This window comes from Delftia sp. JD2 (assembly GCF_001682645.1).
Lineage (GTDB): Bacteria > Pseudomonadota > Gammaproteobacteria > Burkholderiales > Burkholderiaceae_C > Comamonas > Comamonas acidovorans.
This window is the reverse complement of the sequence record NZ_LFJT01000020.1, coordinates 61,424-77,437: the sequence shown is the minus strand read 5'-3', so window position 1 is coordinate 77,437 and position 16,014 is coordinate 61,424. Positions and strand designations below refer to the sequence as shown.

Annotated in this window: 14 protein-coding genes; 3 read left to right on the top strand and 11 right to left on the bottom strand. The window is 65.9% G+C overall.

Annotation, left to right across the window (positions count from 1 at the left end; genetic code table 11):
* Nucleotides 1-254: 254 nt before the first annotated feature.
* Nucleotides 255-2,717: an EAL domain-containing protein gene (locus ACM14_RS13300; protein WP_013802207.1), complete on the top strand. Its 2,463-nt coding sequence runs from the start codon at nt 255-257 to the stop codon at nt 2,715-2,717.
* Between the two features lie 13 nt (nt 2,718-2,730).
* Here ACM14_RS13300 and ACM14_RS13295 read toward each other — a convergent pair whose 3' ends face one another.
* The 6 genes from ACM14_RS13295 to ACM14_RS32060 form a co-directional block, all read right to left on the bottom strand.
* Nucleotides 2,731-5,226 (bottom strand): YgiQ family radical SAM protein, encoded by a 2,496-nt coding sequence (locus ACM14_RS13295; RefSeq protein WP_013802206.1) that lies wholly within the window; start codon nt 5,224-5,226, stop codon nt 2,731-2,733.
* A gap of 75 nt (nt 5,227-5,301) precedes the next feature.
* Entirely contained in the window at nt 5,302-6,294 is a 993-nt protein-coding gene (locus ACM14_RS13290) for an AraC family transcriptional regulator (protein WP_043822934.1), read from the bottom strand.
* A gap of 67 nt (nt 6,295-6,361) precedes the next feature.
* Entirely contained in the window at nt 6,362-6,601 is a 240-nt protein-coding gene (locus tag ACM14_RS13285) for a DUF2783 domain-containing protein (RefSeq protein WP_065346383.1), read from the bottom strand.
* Nucleotides 6,598-8,334 carry an FAD-dependent monooxygenase gene (locus ACM14_RS13280; RefSeq protein ID WP_065346382.1) on the bottom strand — a complete coding sequence of 579 codons (1,737 nt, stop codon included), beginning with the start codon at nt 8,332-8,334 and terminating at the stop codon, nt 6,598-6,600. The genes ACM14_RS13285 and ACM14_RS13280 overlap by 4 nt, the downstream gene beginning before the upstream one ends.
* A 101-nt stretch (nt 8,335-8,435) precedes the next feature.
* Nucleotides 8,436-9,302 carry a helix-turn-helix transcriptional regulator gene (locus ACM14_RS13275; RefSeq protein ID WP_065346381.1) on the bottom strand — a complete coding sequence of 289 codons (867 nt, stop codon included), beginning with the start codon at nt 9,300-9,302 and terminating at the stop codon, nt 8,436-8,438.
* Between the two features lie 236 nt (nt 9,303-9,538).
* Nucleotides 9,539-9,709, bottom strand: a complete 171-nt coding sequence (locus tag ACM14_RS32060; RefSeq protein WP_012205835.1) for a hypothetical protein — start codon at nt 9,707-9,709, stop codon at nt 9,539-9,541.
* A gap of 196 nt (nt 9,710-9,905) precedes the next feature.
* Here ACM14_RS32060 and ACM14_RS13270 point away from each other — a divergent pair, with 196 nt between their 5' ends.
* Nucleotides 9,906-10,505, top strand: coding sequence for a YigZ family protein (locus ACM14_RS13270; RefSeq protein WP_013802201.1), 600 nt, complete (start codon nt 9,906-9,908; stop codon nt 10,503-10,505).
* Between the two features lie 21 nt (nt 10,506-10,526).
* On the opposite strand, the gene ACM14_RS13265 is transcribed toward ACM14_RS13270, so the two are convergent.
* Both ACM14_RS13265 and ACM14_RS13260 read right to left on the bottom strand, forming a co-directional pair.
* Nucleotides 10,527-11,705 (bottom strand): M20 aminoacylase family protein, encoded by a 1,179-nt coding sequence (locus ACM14_RS13265; protein ID WP_065346397.1) that lies wholly within the window; start codon nt 11,703-11,705, stop codon nt 10,527-10,529.
* A gap of 10 nt (nt 11,706-11,715) precedes the next feature.
* A complete protein-coding gene (locus ACM14_RS13260) occupies nt 11,716-12,699 on the bottom strand; it encodes a tripartite tricarboxylate transporter substrate binding protein (protein WP_065346396.1) in 984 nt (327 codons plus the stop codon).
* Between the two features lie 134 nt (nt 12,700-12,833).
* On the opposite strand from ACM14_RS13260, the gene ACM14_RS13255 reads away from it, so the two are divergent.
* Complete coding sequence (locus ACM14_RS13255) at nt 12,834-13,784, top strand: LysR family transcriptional regulator (RefSeq protein WP_065346380.1); 951 nt, start codon at nt 12,834-12,836, stop codon at nt 13,782-13,784.
* Nucleotides 13,785-14,133: 349 nt separating this feature from the next.
* On the opposite strand, the gene ACM14_RS31530 is transcribed toward ACM14_RS13255, so the two are convergent.
* The 3 genes from ACM14_RS31530 to ACM14_RS13250 are packed head-to-tail and all read right to left on the bottom strand — an operon-like array spanning nt 14,134 to nt 15,848.
* The gene (locus ACM14_RS31530; protein WP_139093418.1) at nt 14,134-14,316 is read right to left on the bottom strand and encodes a hypothetical protein; all 183 of its coding nucleotides are present in this window, start codon (nt 14,314-14,316) and stop codon (nt 14,134-14,136) included.
* 13 nt (nt 14,317-14,329) lie between these two features.
* The gene (locus ACM14_RS31525) at nt 14,330-14,593 is read right to left on the bottom strand and encodes a hypothetical protein (RefSeq protein ID WP_139093417.1); all 264 of its coding nucleotides are present in this window, start codon (nt 14,591-14,593) and stop codon (nt 14,330-14,332) included.
* A 40-nt stretch (nt 14,594-14,633) separates the two neighbouring features.
* Nucleotides 14,634-15,848 (bottom strand): HAF family protein, encoded by a 1,215-nt coding sequence (locus tag ACM14_RS13250; protein WP_046239844.1) that lies wholly within the window; start codon nt 15,846-15,848, stop codon nt 14,634-14,636.
* Nucleotides 15,849-16,014: the final 166 nt, after the last annotated feature.

Sequence of the window (16,014 nt, the reverse complement as noted above, 5' to 3'; positions counted from 1 at the left end):
GCGGCCAATGACCCTCTTTACCGTAATAGCCCGCTCCTCTTAAATCGGAGTTGCGCATACAACCGGACAACCCGAACACATCTGGAAACACCCATAATCGGCTTATCTGGAGGCAGCCCCATGGTTCGAGAACATCCATCAACCGCCCGGATATCCGGGACGCGTCAGCCACCCAGCCATTCGGCGCCAGTTCTGCGGCGCATTGGCGCCAGCGCCTGAGCCGCCCACACGGCCAACCCTCCCCTGCTCCACCCATGCAAAGCCAGCCCCCAGCCCATGTGCCGGTACTGCAGCTGGTGCAGCGCATCTGGCCCCTGGTGCTGGTGGTCGTGGTGCTGGTGGTCATGGCCAGCGGCAGCCTATACCTGGTGTCTGCCGTGCGCGCCTTCGTGGCCGGAGAAAGCCTGTGGTCCAAGGCACAGAAGGACGCCATCTACGCCCTGAGCCGCTATGTGGACAGCGGCTCGGCGCGCGATATGGCGCGCTTCGAGCAGGCCATGGCCATTCCCGCGGGCGACTGGCAGGCGCGCATGGCGCTGGACGATGTGCCAGCCAGGGTCAAGGATGCGCGTGCCGGCATTCTTCTGGGAGGCAACCACCCTGACGATGCCGAGGCGCTGATCTGGCTCATGCAGACCTTCCGTCATGTCGAGCTTCTGGAAGAGCCTTATCGCTACTGGAAACAAGGCGATCAGTATCTGCAGCAGCTCGACAGGCTGGCCCAGGAGATAGAGCAGCGCCACGCCGTGGGCAGCGTCAGCGCCGAGGACGCCATCACCTGGAAGCGCGAGATCGAGCAAATCAACGCCGGCGTCACACCGGCCACCCAGCAGTTCAGCGCCTCGCTGGGCCGCAGTTCACGGCAGATGGTGATGTGGCTGCAGGGCATCCATCTGGTGCTGGGTGTGGCGCTGATCCTGGTGGCGCTCTGGCATACGCGGCGCATGCTGCAGCAGCGCCAGCAGGTGCAAAACGACCTGCTGACGGAAAAGGAAAGGGCCCAGACCACGCTGGCCTCGCTGGGGGACGCCGTGATCACCACGGACGCCCAGGGCGTGGTGGACTATGCCAACCCCGCCGCGCTGGGCCTGCTGGGCAGCAGCGAGCAACAGCTCAAGGGCCAGCACCTGGCCAAGGGCCTGCATTTCAACAGCATTGACACCACCCAGACCGCGGAAAGCCTGCTGGCCCATTTGCTGTCGGGCCAGCAACTGCGCGAGGAGCATACGCGCTGGCTGCGGCGCCATGACCGCAGCATCGTGCCGGTCAAGCTCATGGGGTCGGCCATCAGCGGCGGCGGGGAGCGCCCGGCCGGTGCGGTGATCGTGCTCAGGGATGTCTCGCGCGAGCAGCAGTATCTGGACCAACTGTCTTGGCATGCCAGCCACGACGGGCTGACCGGGCTGGAGAACCGCGTCGAGTTCGAGCGCCGCCTGCAGCGCCTGCTCAACCAGGGCCAGCACAGGCTGCGGCCCTCGGCCGTGCTGTACATGGACCTGGACCAGTTCAAGCTCATCAACGAGACCTGCGGCCACCCGGCGGGCGACGAGATGCTGTGCGAGGTCAGCCGCCTGCTGCTGCACAACCTGCGCGAGACCGACACCCTCGCGCGGCTGGGCGGAGATGAATTCGGCGTTCTTCTGGAGAACTGCCCGCCCGAGCCCGCCCTGCGCATTGCCGAGAAGCTGCGCCAGGCGACCGAGGCCCTGCACGTGCACTGGGGCAAGCAGGTGCTGCGCACGGGGCTGAGCATCGGCCTGGTGCACATCGGCGGCGAGGTCCAGTCGGCCCAGGACCTGCTGCGCATGGCCGACATGGCCTGCTACCGCGCCAAGGAGCGCGGCCGCAACCGCATCTACGTCTACCGCAGCGACGATGGGGAGTACACCCGCCACGTCAGCGAGATGGAATGGGTGACACGCATACGCATGGCGCTGGAGCAGGAGCGCTTTTGCCTGTACGCCCAGAGCATTGCACCGCTGCAGCCCGACGGCCAGCGAGGCCTGCATTTCGAGGTGCTGCTGCGGCTGCGCGACGAGCAGGGCCAGATCATCTCGCCGGCCACCTTCATTCCCGCGGCCGAGCGCTACGGCATCATGCCCACGGTGGACCGCTGGGTGATCGCCAGAACGCTGGCCACGCTGGCCCAGCATCCGGCCGCACTGCGCCACATCGACACCTGCGCCATCAACCTGTCAGGCCCCAGCCTGGATGACGACGGGCTGCTGGACTTCGTGCAGAAACAGCTGAGCACGCATGGCATTGCGCCGCAGCTGCTGTGCTTCGAGATCACGGAGACCAGCGCCATCGCCAGCCTGTCCAGTGCTACCAGGCTGATCCAGGCCCTGCGCACCCTGGGCTGCCGCTTTGCGCTGGATGACTTTGGCGTGGGCATGTCCTCGCTGACCTATCTGAAGCAGCTGCCCGTGGACTATCTGAAGATCGACGGCGGCTTTGTGCGCGACATGCTCCAGGACCCCAGCAACCACGCCATGGTGGAGATGATCAACCGCATAGGCCACATTCTGGGCAAGCGCACCGTGGCCGAGTATGTGGAAACCCGCGAGATCGCCCAGGCCCTTCAGGCCGTGGGCGTGGACTATGCACAGGGCTTTGCCCTGGCACGGCCCGTGCCGCTGGACACGCATTACTTTGAAAGCGGCGCCCAGGCCGCCCGCCGCGAATGGCAGGGCACGCTGGCGCCGGCCGCCAGCTAGAGGCAAAGGCGCGTCAGCGCGGCTTGCGACCGCCCGGCGCCGCCTTGCGGCCCGAACCGGCAGCGCCCGCAGAACGGGAAGGACCACCCACACCGGGGCGCGGCGGCAGGCCCGTGTGCTGGGTCAGCATGCGGCCCGGCTGGGGCTGGCTGGAACGGAAACGCACATCGCCCGCAGGCTCGCGCGACTCTGCCAGCACCTTGCCCGGCCCGGCATTCTTGCCACCGGCCTTGTTGAGGGCGTAGGCCTTGCCTTGCTGGGATACCACGGCACGTGCGGCCACGCCCGTGCCCTGCGTGCTGTTCTTGCGGCGCGCGCTCTGGTAGCCGCCATCGACCAGGGGCTGGAAGGTGGGGATCAGGTGCTGCTTGCCGTTGCCGATGAGGTCGGCACGGCCCATGGCCTTCAAGGCCTCGCGCAGCAGCGGCCAGTTGTTCGGGTCGTGGTAGCGCAGAAAGGCCTTGTGCAGGCGCCGGCGCTTTTCACCGCGCACGATGTCCACCGACTCCTCGTTCACGTCGCGCATCTCGCGGCGCACCTTGGTCAGCGTGTTGCGGCCAGAGTGGTACATGGCCGTGGCCGTGGCCATGGGGCTGGGATAGAAGGTCTGCACCTGGTCGGCGCGAAAGCCGTTCTTCTTCAGCCAGATGGCGAGGTTCATCATGTCCTCGTCGCTGGTGCCCGGGTGGGCCGCGATGAAGTACGGAATCAGGTACTGCTTCTTGCCCGCTTCCTCGCTGAACTGCTCGAACATCTGCTTGAAGCGGTCATAGCTGCCGATGCCCGGCTTCATCATCTTGGTCAGCGGCCCGGACTCGGTGTGCTCGGGCGCAATCTTCAGGTAGCCGCCCACATGGTGCTGCACCAGCTCCTTGACGTACTCGGGCGACTTCACGGCCAGGTCGTAGCGCAGGCCCGAACCGATCAGGATCTTCTTGATGCCCGGCAGATTGCGCGCGCGGCGGTAGATCTTGACCAGCGGGGCGTGGTCGGTGTGCAGGTTCTGGCAGATGCCGGGGAACACGCAGCTGGGCTTGCGGCAGGCGGCCTCGATCTCGGGGCTCTTGCAGCCCAGGCGGTACATGTTGGCCGTGGGGCCGCCCAGGTCGGAGATGGTGCCGGTGAAGCCCTTGACCTTGTCGCGGATGTCCTCGACCTCCTGGATGATGGACTCCTCGGAACGGCTCTGGATGATGCGGCCTTCATGCTCGGTGATGGAGCAGAAGGTGCAGCCGCCGAAGCAGCCGCGCATGATGTTGACCGAGGTGCGGATCATCTCCCAGGCCGGGATCTTGGTCTCGCCTTCATGGCTGCCGCTGGCGTCGGCATAGCTGGGATGGGGGCTGCGCGCATAGTGCAGGCCGAAGACCCAGTCCATCTCGGCCGTGGTCAGCGGAATGGGGGGCGGGTTCAGCCACACATCGCGCGCGGTCACGCCCTCGCCGTGGGCCTGGACCAGGGCGCGGGCGTTGCCGGGGTTGGTCTCCAGGTGCAGCACGCGGTTGGCATGGGCGTACAGGATGGGATCGGCCTTGACCTGCTCGTAGCTGGGCAGGCGCAGCACGGTCTTGTCGCGCGGCGGCTGCTTGCCCTTGCCGCGCAGCGACGGATTGGGCACGAACTGGATGGTCTGAACGGCGGCGACCGAGGCACCGTCCGGCTTCGCGGCGGCATCACCCTCTTCCTTGGAGCAGGTCTGGCCCTGGGCCTCGGCCTGCTCGCTGGTGGTCATGTAGGGGTTGATGTGGGGCTCGACCACGCCGGGCTCGTCCACCACGGAGGAGTCCAGCTCGAACCAGCCCGCTTCCGACTCGCGGCGGAAGAAGGCCGTGCCGCGCACATCGGTAATGCTTTCCACGGGCTCGCGCGCGGCCAGGCGGTGGGCCACCTCGACCAGGGCGCGTTCGGCGTTGCCGTACAGCAGGATGTCGCACTTGCTGTCCACCACGATGGAGCGGCGCACCTTGTCGCTCCAGTAGTCGTAGTGGGCGATGCGGCGCAGGCTGCCCTCGATGCCGCCGAGCACGATGGGCACGTCCTTGTATGCCTCACGGCAGCGCTGGCTGTAGACAATGGCTGCGCGGTCAGGGCGCTTGCCGCCCACGTCGCCCGGCGTGTAGGCATCGTCGGAGCGGATCTTGCGATCGGCCGTGTAGCGGTTGATCATCGAATCCATGTTGCCCGCCGTCACGCCCCAGAACAGGTTGGGACGGCCCAGGGCCTTGAAGGCCTCGGCGCTCTGCCAGTCGGGCTGGGCGATGATGCCCACGCGAAAGCCCTGCGCCTCCAGCACCCGGCCGATCACCGACATGCCGAAGCTGGGGTGATCCACATAGGCATCGCCCGTCACCAGGATCACGTCGCAGCTGTCCCAGCCAAGCTGGTCCATCTCGGCCCGGCTCATCGGCAGGAACGGGGCCGTGCCGAAGCGCTTGGCCCAGTACGGTCGGTAGCTGGTCAGCGGCTTGGCAGCGCGATGGAAAAAGGAAACGTCAACGGGGGCGTTCATGATGGGCGGTTCGGCTTCTGGGAGCCTGTGCGGAAGGAACCGGCCAGTGTACGTTTCGGCACTCAACCCTGCTGGCTAAGGGTCTTGCTCCAGCCCCCTGATACGGCCTTCCTGCTGCTGCCAGCCCGACCTCTTTGCGGCCTCCTGCGCCAGATAGGCCTTGGGCGTATGCCCGGACCAGCGGCGGAACGCCCGCGCAAACACCTTGGGAGAGTCGTAGCCCGCGTTCTCTGCGATGCGGGCCGATGACAGCCCGCCGGCCTCCATCTGCTGGGCGGCCAGCGCCATGCGGTGCGCCGTCAGGTAGCCGATGGGCGTGGCGCCCACCAGCTGCTTGAAACGCATGCTGAAGCGGGTGCGCGACATGCCGGCCTCGGCCGCCAGCGTCTCCACGCTCCAGCTGCGCTGCGGCTCCCGGTGCATGCAGACGATGGCGCGGGCAATGCAGGCATCGCCCAGGCCCCGCAGCCAGCCTTCACCCACGGCGGCCTCGCGCGCCAGATGCTCGCGCAGGATGTTGACCAGCAGCAACTCGCCCATGCGCGCGGCCGACAGGCGCCAACCAGGGCGCCGCGCCAGCGTCTCCAGCGTGAGCGACTGCATGGTGGCGGCCAGGCAATCGGCCAGCGGCAGATCGCTTGCACGGATGTGGATGAGCGGCGGCAGGATGCGGAACACCGAATGCCGGCAATAGGCTGAAAACCACAGCAGGGCCGAAAACATGTCGGTCGCCTCGCCCCCGCCGCCATGGCTGAAGACCAGCGGATTCTCGTCCTGCGGGCCTTCGGCATGGCGGGAGATCAGCCGCGAGAACAGCTCGCAGGCCATGCCCAGGTCCGAGGCCACCACATGTGCCGCACCCATGGGCAGCATGACCAGATCGCCGGGCTCGACCCTCAGCGGCTGCATGCCCTCCACCTGTATCCAGTAAGGCGCGCCGCGCGCCATGCGGATCATGGCGCCCGTGACGCCCGTGGACTTCAGGCTCCACGGCGCGGTCAGCGCAAAACGCGCCGTCACGGCGCGCTCTGACCGGCAAATATCGAGAACTTCGCTCAGCACATCCATGGGGTCGTGGCATCCTTGATTCCGGGCCGATGTTAGCCAGCGCCGGCCACGCAACCACCCGGCAGGGCTAGCTGTTTACCCTAGGCTGAAGATCCTGCTGCGCCGCCTGCACCAGCTCGGAGAACTGCTGGGCGCTGCCGAGACGCTCGGCCGCCAGCAGCGCCAGCTTGACAAGAAACAGCTCGGACTGCTGCGGGCCTGCCGCGTCAATGGCCGTGGCCAGTTGGTCGTAGACGGCCTCCAGACCGGCGATATCCAGGGTGCCGGGCGATTCAAGCGTGTCGGGCGATGTGTGTGCTTGGCTCATGCCTGGGCTCCTTGCGTGCAGGTGGCGTTGTCGAGTGCGGATTGCAGACGCCGCGCATCCAGCGCCAGCCAGCGTGCGCAGACATGCTGGTCGGGCCGCAGCAGGTAGGCGGCGCCAGAAGGTGGATCAGCGGGCACGCCATGGCGTTCGCGGCAGCGGCCCTGACCATCGGAAAGGGTCAGGTCAGCGCCCTGAACTGGCTGCGGCTGCGCCTGGCTGGAGATGGCCACGATGCGCAGGCCCACGCCGCGGCCGCGCACCACGCGGGCAACCTCGCTCAACGCGGGCGGCACGGCCGAGCCATCGGTGAAATACAGCAGGTCGAATCCGCCGCCCAGGTGGTCCAGCAGATAGTCGTCCGGCGCCAGGCACACGTTCTGCGGCGGCGCGCCATGGGCGGGGCCGCCCTTGAACAAATGGTTGTCGTCGTCCCTGCTGTTGAGGGGCGAGCGGGCGTACTCATGGGGGCGTGATGTGCGCCAGTGGTACAGCGGGCGCACGAAGGCCTGGGTGAGCGACAGCGACAGCACGGCATCGCGCAGCAGCCGGAAGCCGCGCGAAGGCGGCGCCATGAAGCGCGTGCTCTTGCCGGCCTCTTCGACAATCTCGCGCGCCGCGCCCACGCGCTCGCTGCTGTAGCTGTCCAGCAAGCGGGCCGGCGCCACGCCGCGCGCCACCAGGGCCAGGCGCCAGGCCAGGGCCTGGGCGTCCTGGAAACCGGTGTTGGCGCCGCGCACCCCGAAGATGGGCAGCAGGTGGGCCGCATCGCCCGTGAAGACCACGCGGCCATGCACGTAGTCCGGCAAGGTCAGCGCGCGTGCCGAGTAGACCGAGCTCCAGTCCATCTCCCAGGGCGTGCCGCCAAAGCCGATCATCTCCAGTTGCGCGTCGATGCGCGCCTTGAGCGATTCGGGCTTCAGTGCCTGCTGCGGATCTTCGCCCGCAGGCAACTGGTAGTCCACGCGCCAGATGCCGTGCGGCTCGCGGTGCATGAGGATGGTGTTGCCGGGGTTCCACACCGGATCGAAGAAAGCCAGGCGCTCGGTGGGCAGCGGCAGGTCGATGCGGATGTCGGCAATCACGAAGCGGCCTTCGTATGACGCCCCTTCCATGACCAGGCCCATGGCCGTGCGTATGCCCGAGCGTGCGCCATCGGCTGCGACCAGCCAGTCGGCTTCCAGCGCATACGGCCCCTCGGGCGTGTCCACCTGCAGCCGCGCTTTTGCAGCGGCGCCTTCGCCAGCCTGCTCCACCCGCTCCACGCGGTTGCCCCAACGCAACTCGATCAGCGGATGGGCCAGCACGGCATCGACCAGGTACTCCTCCAGGTACTGCTGCTGCAGGTTGGTCATGGGGAAGAAGCGGTCGTCCTCGCTGTGCGGTGCTTCCATGCGAAACACGCGCTGGCCCCGGTAGAAGGAGTTGCCAAAGCGCCATGGCAGCCCGCTGTCGCTGACCCGCCCGGCCACGCCCACCTGCTGGAGGATCTCCATGGAGCGGCGCGTGAAGACGATGGCGCGGCTGCCTTCGGATACCTGCAGCTCGGACTCCAGCAGCACGCATCGCTGCCCGTGGCGCGCCAGCTCCAGTGCCGTGGTCAGGCCTACCGGCCCCGTTCCGACGATGACGACGGGGTGCCGCTGCACCCCCGGATGCTCCGATGGCAGCCAGGGCCGATGCACCTGATAGCGGTAGTAGATGGACTGCCTGGGCTGGGCATGGGGCTGGTGCATGGGGGTCTCCGTCGTGCGTCTTGTTCAGGGCGCAGTGTAGGCAGCACCGGCCGTGGCGATGTCCCCAGATGGGGACAGACTGCGGCGCCCGCCTCCGGGGCTCAGGACAGCGCCTCGGGCGCCATCAACAAGGCAAACAGCTCACGCTGCCCCTGCACGCCCAGTTTGGCGCAGACCCGCTTGAGATAGGTGCGCGCGCTGGACACGGTGATGCCCAGGCGCTGCGCCAGCCGCTCGGCATCAAGCCCCTCAATCACGCAGCGCACTACGTCCAGATCGCGCTGCGTGAGATGGGCAAAGCGCCCGGCCAGGCGCGCCAGCACCAGCCCCGCCAGATCGTCCTGCAGTGCCTGGCCCGCATAGTGCAGGCGCATGGCCTGCATGACCAGGGGCGCAAAGGCTTCGATGCGTGCGATGGACTGCGCATCAAGGCAGCCGTGCTCCTCGCCCCGGTACAGGTTCACCGCCAGCCACCGCGCGCCAGGCTGCAGGGTCAGCAGCGAGAGCCGCTCCACCAGGCGCGGCAACCCATAGCAGACATGGCGGTACTCGGGATGGCTGACATCGCAGGGGCGCTGGCGGTGCAGCCACACGCGCGCGGGAGCCTGGGGGTCGCGCTGCTGCCGCGCAAGTTCCGCCTGCATCACGCGCTGTGCGCCGTCGAGCGGATAGAAGCGCTCGCTGTAGTCCTGCGAAATCATGGGCAGCGCTCCCGTTCGTGCCCGGTCGCCAAAACCCACGATGCGCGGCCGTGATCGGCCCTGGAACGAGAAGATGGTGCACTGCGCCAGCGGCACGTGCCGGCCCAGCAAATGCAGCAACTGCCCGGCCACCTCATCGCTGCTGGCGCTGGAGCGGCCCACCTGCCCCAGCAGCGCCGTCACATCGCCCAGGGGCACGGGCAGGCTGGCGTCGCTGGCGGAGGCAGGCGCCAGCAGCCAATGGCTGCGCCCTGTGTCAGTGCTCATGGTTCCTGCAGGAATGCAAAAAGGCCGGCGCTTCGCGCAGCCGGCCTGGGTGGGTAGGTACGTGGAAATTGGAAACTGGAAATGATAAATCCAGCGCAGCGAGGCAAGAGCCTGCTGCGCCTGGTTCGCGGCCTGTTCGCTTGAGGGTCACCGCCTGTCGGCGGGCCGCTGCACGGTCCAGCCGGACCTGACAGCACTGGTGCCGCTGCAGGCCCTTGGCCAGGCGGCACCTGCCATCACCATTCGCCGACGTTGCGGATGCGCTGGTCCAGATCCAGAGGAATGCCGCCGCCAGCGGCTTCGTGGTCCTGACCAGCTTGCTCCAGCGCCATGGGCGGGGGACTGAAATGATCGCGGCCAAAGGTGTGTTCGGTGAGAACGGGATCGCGGGAAGGTGGGGTGTTCATGATTGCGCCTCCTTGACAGAAAGCTTACTGCGAATCTTTCACGATTTCTGTAGGACAAACCTGGATGCAACCCTCTGAAGCTGAAATGACACAAGGTACGCATGCTCACAAATGTGTAGCGCTTCGTAATAAAGGCGTAATGAATCCATGCGCCAAACACCGGGCCAGGGGCGATCGGGTAAGCTTGCCGCCCTCCATGCCACAGACACTCCGTGCGCCCGCGCACAGCGAACTCATCATCAAGAAAAGCCGCTTCATCGGTTGCGTGCAGCCGATGGCCGACCGCGCCAGCGCCCAGGCGGTGGTCGATGCGCTATGGCGCGAGCACCCCGGCGCCGCCCATGTCTGCTGGGCGCTGCTGGCAGGCGGCCAGTCGGCAGCCGTCGATGACGGCGAGCCCAGCGGCACGGCAGGCCGCCCCATGCTGGACGTGCTGCGCCACCAGGACCTGGAAGGCGTGCTGGCCACCGTGGTGCGCTACTTCGGCGGTGTCAAGCTGGGCGCAGGTGGCCTGGTGCGCGCCTACACCGATGCCGTGGCCCAGGCCCTGCTGACCGCCGAGAAAGTGACACTGCAGCGCATGCAATCGCTGCGCTGCGCCGTGCCCTATGCGCTGGAAGGCCTGGTGCGCCGCGAGATCGATGCAGCAGGCGCCGAGCTGCTCCAGGTCGAGCATGGATCGCTGGTGCAGTTCGATCTGCGCCTGCCGCAGTCGCAGGCTGAAGGCTTTGTGAGCCGCCTCAACGAGAGCGGTCAAGGACGCGTGGGCTGGATGGAAGTCCACCCCGGCGAATGAGATGCGCCGGGCTCAAGCAGTTCAACCGGCCACCAGAAACCGCTGCGCCAGCAGCACCCAGTAGGCGGCGCCCACGGCGATGTTGTCGTCGTTGAAGTCATAGCCCGGGTTGTGCACCATGCAGGCGCCTTGCTCGCTTCCCTCGCCATTGCCAATCAGCAGATAGCTGCCTGGCACGCGCTGCAGCATGAAGGCGAAGTCTTCGCTGCCCGGCAAGGGCGGCGCCTGCAGCGTGACATGTTCCGGGCCCAGCAGCTCAAGCGCGATCTGGCGCGCGAAGTCCGTCTCCTTGGGCGTGTTGACCAGCACCGCGTAGCCGGGTCGCCAGTCGAGTTGCGCCTGCACGCCGAAGCTCTCGGCCTGCGCACTCACCAGGTCGCGAATGCGCTGCTCCAGCAGCCTGCGCACATCGGCATCCAGCGCACGCACGCTCAACTCCAGCGCAGCGCTGTGGGCAATCACGTTGTTGGCCTTGCCTGCGTGGATGGCTCCCACGGTCACCACCGCCATCTGCAGCGGATCGATGTTGCGCGAGACGATGGTCTGCAAGGCCATGACGATGCTGGCAGCCGCCACGATGGGATCGGCCGTGCGGTGCGGCATGGCACCGTGCCCTCCCACGCCGGTGAGGGTGAGCGTGGCGTAGTCGGAGGACGCCATGGCTGCGCCCTCGCGCAGCGCCAGCCGTCCCTGGGGCATGCCCGGCATGTTGTGCATGGCGAAGATGGCGTCGCAGGGGTGGCGCTCGAACAGCCCATCTTCCATCATGCGCAGGGCACCGCCGCCGCCCTCCTCCGCAGGCTGGAAGATCAGCGTCAAGGTCCCGTCAAAAGCGCCGTCATGGGCAAGATGCCGGGCCGCCGCCAGCAGCATGGCTGTATGGCCGTCATGCCCGCAGGCATGCATCACGCCGTCATGCGTGCTGGCGTGGGCGAAGGCATTGGCCTCGGTGATGGGCAGCGCGTCCATGTCGGCGCGCAGGCCCAGACGCCGGTGGCCGCTGCCGCGCACCAGCCGCCCCACCACGCCCGTGCCGCCCAGCCCGCGCTCCACCTCGTAGCCCCATTGCTCCAGCTGCCGCGCGACCAGGGCGCTGGTGCGATGTTCCTCGAAGCCGAGCTCGGGGTGCCTGTGGATGTCGCGGCGCACCTCGACGAAGGCTGCGGCCGAGCCGCGCAAAGTGTCCAAAAGAGTGTTCATGTGCGGCATCTCACTGAGGTTGCAGGCGGATGGAGCGGGCAATGCTGCGGTAGCGGGCGGTCTCGGCCTCATAGAACTGCGCCGCCTCGGCCAGCGACATGGGCGCCGCGGCCAGCTGCGTCTGCAGGGCCAGTTGCTCGCGCACGCCCGGGTCCTTGAGCATGGCACCTATCGCCTGGTGCAACCTTTGCACCACCTCCTGCGGCGTGTCCTTGCGCACCAGGAAACTGGTCCAGGTCTTGTAGGCGAAGTTTTTCAGCTCCCGGCCCTCACGCACCGTGGGCACATTCTTGAGCAGCTCCGATCGCTGCTCCCCCAGCTGGCCCAGGATCTTGAGCCGGCCCTGCTCGGCCAGCGCGCCCATGGCAGCGCTGTAGACGAGCACAGCGAAATCGACCTGTCCGCTACCGATGTCCTGCAGCAGCGGCGCGTTGCCCTTGTAGGGCGCATGCATGAGTTGTATGCCAGCGTCCTGCTGCACCTTCTCCAGAATCAGGTGGTAGAGCGAGCCAATGCCGACACTGCCGTAAGACAGCGGCCGGCTGGCGCTTTTGCGGGCCAGCGCGATCAGCTCATCCACGTTGCCGGCCTCCAGGTCCTTGCGGGCGACAAACACCATCACGGCCTCGGCCACGGGATGGACCAGCCGGAAATCCTCCGCCTTGAGCCGCACGGCGGCATTGGCCAGCGGCGACAGGATCACCTCGTTGGGCGAGCCCTGGAAGACAAAGTGCCCATCAGGCGGAGCGGCCAGCACTTTCTGCGCGGCCATGGCGCCGCTGACGCCGCCCAGGTTCTCCACAATGACCTGCTGGCCCAGCGCCTTGGCCAGCGGCACGCTGAAGATGCGGGCAATGGCGTCCGAAGGGCCGCCGGCCGGATAGGGAACCATCAGGCTTACGGGCCTGGAGGACGGGCTCTGCGCACAGGCCAGGCCCGCGCTCAGCAGCAAGCCGGCGCCCGTCAGCCAAACGCGCTGGAACAAAAATCTCATCATGTCTCCTTGGTGGATGGCTCCGGCTCGGTCGGCCGGATACGCGGCATCCTAGGAGCCGGGTCATCGAACGTCCAATGCATTGTTGGCTGCATTAGCATGAGTTTCATGCAGACTTCAGGGCGCGAAAAATCATGACGCTGGTGCAGCTCAGGCATCTCATATCGGTGGCGCAGACCGGCTCCTTCAGCCGCTCGGCCGAGGCCATGCATCTGACACAGCCGGCCCTCAGCCGCAGCGTGCGCGCGCTGGAGCAGGAGCTGGGCATACCCTTGTTCGACCGCATCGGCCGCCACAGCGAACTCACAGCCTTCGGCCGCGAGATGCTGGGACGGGCGCGCGCCCTGGTGACCGAGGCCGACGAGCTGCGTGACAGGGGGCGCCAATTGCGCGAGGGTGCGGCCGGCACCGTGCGTGTGGGCCTGGGATCGGGCCCCGGCGCAATATTGATGACGCCGTTCCTGCAGCACATGACCGTGCACCACCCCGGCGTGCGAACCGAGGTGGCGCGCGGCAGCACCGATCTGCTGGTGCACTCGCTACGCGAGCGCCTGCTCGACGCCCTGGTCGTGGACCTGCGCGCGCTGCGGCCCGCACCCGACCTTGCGCTGGACGTCGTGCACGAAATGCGCGCCGCCTTCATGTGCCGCACCGACCATCCACTCGCCCGCCTGCAGCGGGATCTGCGCTTCGAGGATGTGCAGCGCTACCCCGTCGCCTCCACCCCGCTGAGCGACCAAGTGGCCTGGCTGCTGGTGGAAACCTATGGCGCCACGGCCCACCCGGCGCGGTTCGTCACACTGCAGTGCGAGGAGTTGCCCAGCCTCGTGGACGTTGCGCGCAACAGCGACACCGTGCTGCTGGCCGTGCGCGCCGTCGCACCGGACCTGGCCGAATTGCCCATGGACCCGCCCATGCGCAGCACCGCCCGCTTCGGGCTGGTCACGCTGCGTCAGCGCAGCGAGGCGCCGACGCTGGCAATCCTGCGAGGCCTGATGGGGAAGTTGATGGCCGACGATGCCCCTGCGCCGGAACGGGCGCCCAGCCATGGCGGAAGGCTGGGCCGCATGACATTGCCAGACTGATTTGATACTGGTGATTACCCATCGACTACCCTCAATGCAAAATGGCAAGCCGGGACAATGAGTCACGTGAAATTAAATAGTTAGCACAGCCTGTTCTCAAGGTCCGATTAATGAAATTTCCCAAAGGACTACCTCAGGCAATAACCAACTAGCAGCTCGTCAGTTAACAATAGCAAAATAGTGTCACAAATGATAGATTTAACTAAACCATCATTCGCATGCAGGCTGCTATTTTCTAAATTTATTAGACCATCTTCCGAAAAATAAATATTCTTCGCATGCAGCGCGGAGGAGGACATTAAAACAATAAATACCACCATAGTGGACAATGATTTTTCATATCGAACTCTCATTTCAGCCCCTTTATCTCATCGTTTTTGAATTGATACTGACGAGCAGGAGTCCACAGATTCTGCACACAGCACGCGTTGTCTGTGGACGCCCAGATGATGGCGCGAAAGCTTTCATCGCCCAGTTCGCTGTAGCAAGCCACCATTGAGGTATCGCCTATATTCACCACAGGCGCATTCATACCGCAAACATGTTCATAATCCTTTCGCCATCATCATAAATGGCAGTAGTTCGGTTTTACCTGTATTCGCAGCCATCATCTCCATCAATTTCGCCAACTCGCTCGTTTGCGCCCTAATCATTAGGGGCATCATACCGTATGATCCTACAAAAGCCTGTGCCGCATTGGAGGAGGAAAAATCCTCGAATGAAATGCCATTCGCTTGCACAGCAGGGACCCAGAGCCCGCACACAACAATTGCCAGTGGGGTTGCAAGTCTTGGATATCGCATATTCATGGTATTTCCTTTATGCACGGTGCGAGATGAGGCTGCGCCTTCATGGCGTGCACAGGTTCTGCACGAAGGCATGCGTGGCCAATTGCGCGACTTCGCTCCTTCCTGTCATGTAGCAGCCATCCTGGCTCAGTGCCGAGGCCGCACTGTTCTCGCCGCCTGCGAGGGTTCCCTGGTCCACGGTGCCGCCCAAGGGGGTCCAGGTGATGGCGTGCGAACTTCCGTCGGCCAGTTCGCTGTGGCCCGCCACCGTTCCGTTGTCACCGATATCCACCACACGTGCATTCATGCCGCCAGGCAGCGGAGGAATATCGCGGATGACACCGGTCTGGCTGTTCCAGTAATAGGGCATGCTGCGCCCGTCTGCCAACTGGTAGTGCCCAATCACCTCGCCGAGGATGTTGAGATCGACGCCGCTGTTTCGCGCGGGCGGGGACGATATGGACAGCACCTGCGGACTGGAGGACGAGTTGAGCCAGACGACGGTGCGTCCACCCTGGGCACCGAAATCGCAGTAGCCCATGATGCGGGTATTGACGACGGTCTTTGCGCGGCAGAAGACGGCATTGAGAGGCAGGTTCAGGGCCGTGGCCATATAGCCGCCCAGAACTGCGGCAGACCAATAGACAGGACGCGGATGCCCGCTGTTGTCGGGACAGTTGCCCACGATGCCCGGCATGTTGCCGCCCACCACGAAATTGTCCACATCGGACGGAATGCAGTTGGTGCTGTTCAGGCCCAGCAGACCCGCCGGCAGCGCGCGTGCCGTGGTTTCATTGTTGCGCCACATGACAGGGCGGGCCGTGTTGCTGCCGCTCAGGCTGACGCCTGCCACATAGCCGCCCTGGTTGAATGCCGTGGGCATGCTGCGCACATCGAGCGTCAGCGGCTGCAGTGTCTGCACCGTGGCCGGCGTGGCCGCATTCCAGAACACGCCCACGGACACCGAATTGCCGTCCAGGCAGCTGCCCACCACCTGGCCGCTGTTGGTGATGGCCGCCGCGTTGCAGTTGCGCCCCGGCGACAGGCGCACAAGGTCTGCCGCACTGCCCGGTGCCAGCGACACGAAGCCTGCGGACGAGCCGTCGCTCTCTGCACAGGCGCCCACGACATGGCCGCTGTTGTTGATGTCCAGGCCCACGCATTGCGGGCCTGCCGACGTGCCCACGTCCTGCATGGGCAGGGCCTGCGCGGCCGGCAGTGCCAGCAACGCAAGGCACGCAACGGAAAAATTCAAATGCTTTGGCTGAAGGCGCATGAAGGGTTCTCCTGAAAAAGCAAAGAAGTCGTTCATGGAAATCGGGCGCCGAACAGGAAATCCGCATGGGGCTTGGCATATGCGCGCCGGTGCAGACGCTATTTCCGTGATCCGCGTCCCGGCCCCACGATAGGCATCGCGGTATGGAGCCGTCCATCCGAGCAGC

Coding starts and splice junctions, on each gene's coding strand:
- ACM14_RS31525 (WP_139093417.1), bottom strand. CDS start 14,593: ATGAATATGCGATATCCAAGACTTGCAACCCCACTGGCAATTGTTGTG.
- ACM14_RS32060 (WP_012205835.1), bottom strand. CDS start 9,709: ATGAACACCCCACCTTCCCGCGATCCCGTTCTCACCGAACACACCTTT.
- ACM14_RS13270 (WP_013802201.1), top strand. CDS start 9,906: ATGCCACAGACACTCCGTGCGCCCGCGCACAGCGAACTCATCATCAAG.
- ACM14_RS13290 (WP_043822934.1), bottom strand. CDS start 6,294: ATGGATGTGCTGAGCGAAGTTCTCGATATTTGCCGGTCAGAGCGCGCC.
- ACM14_RS13275 (WP_065346381.1), bottom strand. CDS start 9,302: ATGAGCACTGACACAGGGCGCAGCCATTGGCTGCTGGCGCCTGCCTCC.
- ACM14_RS13265 (WP_065346397.1), bottom strand. CDS start 11,705: ATGAACACTCTTTTGGACACTTTGCGCGGCTCGGCCGCAGCCTTCGTC.
- ACM14_RS13255 (WP_065346380.1), top strand. CDS start 12,834: ATGACGCTGGTGCAGCTCAGGCATCTCATATCGGTGGCGCAGACCGGC.
- ACM14_RS13250 (WP_046239844.1), bottom strand. CDS start 15,848: ATGCGCCTTCAGCCAAAGCATTTGAATTTTTCCGTTGCGTGCCTTGCG.
- ACM14_RS13295 (WP_013802206.1), bottom strand. CDS start 5,226: ATGAACGCCCCCGTTGACGTTTCCTTTTTCCATCGCGCTGCCAAGCCG.
- ACM14_RS13285 (WP_065346383.1), bottom strand. CDS start 6,601: ATGAGCCAAGCACACACATCGCCCGACACGCTTGAATCGCCCGGCACC.
- ACM14_RS31530 (WP_139093418.1), bottom strand. CDS start 14,316: ATGAATGCGCCTGTGGTGAATATAGGCGATACCTCAATGGTGGCTTGC.
- ACM14_RS13300 (WP_013802207.1), top strand. CDS start 255: ATGCAAAGCCAGCCCCCAGCCCATGTGCCGGTACTGCAGCTGGTGCAG.
- ACM14_RS13260 (WP_065346396.1), bottom strand. CDS start 12,699: ATGAGATTTTTGTTCCAGCGCGTTTGGCTGACGGGCGCCGGCTTGCTG.
- ACM14_RS13280 (WP_065346382.1), bottom strand. CDS start 8,334: ATGCACCAGCCCCATGCCCAGCCCAGGCAGTCCATCTACTACCGCTAT.